Origin of the sequence: Belliella alkalica, from assembly GCF_022549785.1 — a bacterium.
In the GTDB taxonomy this organism is placed as follows: Bacteria; Bacteroidota; Bacteroidia; order Cytophagales; family Cyclobacteriaceae; genus Belliella; species Belliella alkalica.
Map to the genome: position 1 here is coordinate 1 of NZ_JAKZGO010000050.1, position 2,634 is coordinate 2,634.

General features: G+C 39.3%; 2 protein-coding genes. Both read left to right on the forward strand.

What is annotated here, in order from left to right:
• Positions 1-268: 268 nt before the first annotated feature.
• The gene (gene istA, locus MM213_RS20490) at positions 269-1,795 is read left to right on the forward strand and encodes an IS21 family transposase (RefSeq protein ID WP_241414750.1); all 1,527 of its coding nucleotides are present in this window, start codon (positions 269-271) and stop codon (positions 1,793-1,795) included.
• A 29-nt stretch (positions 1,796-1,824) separates the two neighbouring features.
• On the forward strand, positions 1,825-2,550 hold the full coding sequence (istB, locus tag MM213_RS20495; protein ID WP_241414751.1) for an IS21-like element helper ATPase IstB: 726 nt from the start codon (positions 1,825-1,827) through the stop codon (positions 2,548-2,550).
• Positions 2,551-2,634 lie beyond the last annotated feature (84 nt).

Here is a 2,634-nt window from a genome sequence, read left to right on the forward strand (position 1 = left end):
TGTATATTCCGAACCATCTTGACCACCTATTCCGGTGATGTTGACCACTTTTTTCTGATGATGTTGACCACCCCGTTAAATGAAGGTTAATGTAATCTAGGGTTAAGATTCCGGTGATGTTGACCACTGTCAATCTGACCATGTTGACCATTTTATTATAGTGGTCAGTATTGTCAGAATGACATTTTTGACCACTATTATTTTATCAGTTATCGTTTGCTTTATGGTAAAACTAACACCGTAAAGCATGGCAGGAAAAACGATAACTATGAGCAATCTCAAACAGATAATCCGTCACCGTGACAACGGGATGGCATTACAGACAATCTCCAAAACATTAGGTATTTCCCGCAATACGGTTAAAAAGTACCTTCAGCTGATTGATTCAAAAGGTTTAACCTATGAGGAACTCCTTACCAAGACAGACGAAGAAGTCGAAACCCTACTTAGCGACCCAGATCAAAAGTCTGATCAAAGACATCAGGATCTTGTTTCATTTTTCCCTTTTGTGGAATCAGAGTTAAAAAGAACTGGAGTCAACAGATGGACCCTATGGGGTGAATACCGCCAAAAGCATCCTGATGGATATAGTTATTCCCAGTTTTGTGAATCCTTTAATCAATGGCGTATAGGATTGTCTGTAAGTATGCGGATTGAACATATACCCGGCGACAAGCTTTATATAGACTTTACTGGCAACAAATTATCCATAGTAGATCCTGAAACAGGCGAAGTCAATGATCTTGAAGTTTATGTTGCAACACTTGGAGCGAGTCAATATAGCTATGTTGAAGTGATACCTTCCCAAAGAAAGGAAGACTTCATTGCTGCTACTGAAAACGCTCTCCATTACTTTGGTGGAGTTCCCAAGGCACTTGTACCAGATAATCTTAAAAGTGCAGTAACCAAAGCTGATAGGTATGAACCCATAATCAATCCTGATTTTCTTGACTTTGCCAACCATTATGGCTGTGTGGTTTTTCCTGCAAGAAGTAGAAAGCCGCAAGACAAGTCTTTGGTAGAAAAGACTGTTAGTATTGTTTATTCTAGAATATATGCTCCGCTTAGAAACAAAGTCTATCATGATATCAAAGCTTTGAATAGAGATATCCGACATTATCTAGATATCCACAACAAGACTCGTTTCCAGAAAAGGCCTGAATCAAGAATGGAACTTTTTGATAAGGAAGAAAAGGAGGCTTTAAGCCCATTGCCAACGGAAAGGTACGAACTCAAGCAGTTTAAATATGCTACGGTCACCAAAACCTCACACATATCACTTAGTCCTGAAAATCACTATTATTCAGTACCCTACAGGTATATAAGCAAAAAGGTAAAGGTTGTGTACTCTGCAAGCTACGTCTCAATGTTTTATGATGGGGAGAGGATAGCTTTTCATAAAAGAAGCTATAAGGAACGTGGGTACACAACTGTAAAGGACCATATGCCTTCGGCCCACAGGTTCGTCAGTGAATGGAGTCCCGAGTACTTTTTGAACTGGGCAAAAGGCATTCATCCTGAAGTCCAACATTATCTTCAGGTTATCATCGACAGTTTTCCTTACCCTGAGCAGGCATATAAAAGTTGCCTGGGGATATTGGGGTATGATAAAAAAGCTGGGAGGGAAAGGCTTATCAATGCCGTCAAGAGAGCCAAGCACTTCAATACCTACAATTATTCGGTGATTACCAGAATACTCAACAGCGGAATGGATTCACTACCCCTTGATATAGATAAAAAACCAGAAAAACCAATCCACCACGAAAATATAAGGGGTTCAAAAAGCTTCAGATAATTATTACAAAAACAAACAAAAAGAAAATCATGACACAAAGCATCGCATTAAATCAAATGTCCAAAATGAAGTTCCACGGGATGATTGAAGCCTATAAAACTATTCTGGACAGTAATAAACATCATGACCTGAGTCCAGAGGAACTGATAAATCATCTGCTGCAGGCAGAATGGGAAGAAAGGGAGAATAGAAAAATCAACAGGCTATACAGAACGGCCAAGTTTAGATATAGTGCAACGGTTGAAGAACTTGAGTTCTCCGCTCATCGTGGGCTTGACAAAATGCAACTGCTCAGACTTGCAGATATGTCCTTTGTCAAACGGAAAGAAAACATACTTATAACAGGTGCAACCGGATCAGGCAAAAGCTACATTGCCTCAGCATTGGGAAACCAAGCATGTATGCAGGGAGTCAAAACACAATACTACAATACAACCAAACTGTTTCCAAAACTCAAAATGCTTAAGGCTGATGGGTCTTATATTAGGGAGGTTGCAAGGATTGAAAAACAAGATTTATTAWTACTTGATGACTTCGGTATTCAACAATTAGATGATATGGCTAGAATGGCACTTCTTGAAATTATTGAAGATAGACATGGAAGAGCTTCTACAATAGTTGTATCACAGCTTCCTGTCACAAAATGGTTCGAAACTATAGGTGACAGTACCATTGCTGATGCCATTCTTGACAGACTCGTTCATACAGCACACAGAATAGAGCTAAAAGGTGAATCAATGAGAAAAAAACAATAACTTTAATTGCCGTTAAAACGGTAACTGAAAACCCAAAAAGAAGGGGTGGTCAGAATGACCGGATTGGTGGTCAAGATCATCGGA

What these genes read in the sequence shown, in the direction of transcription:
- istA (WP_241414750.1), top strand. Translation starts at nt 269, where the DNA reads ATGAGCAATCTCAAACAGATAATCCGTCACCGTGACAACGGGATGGCA.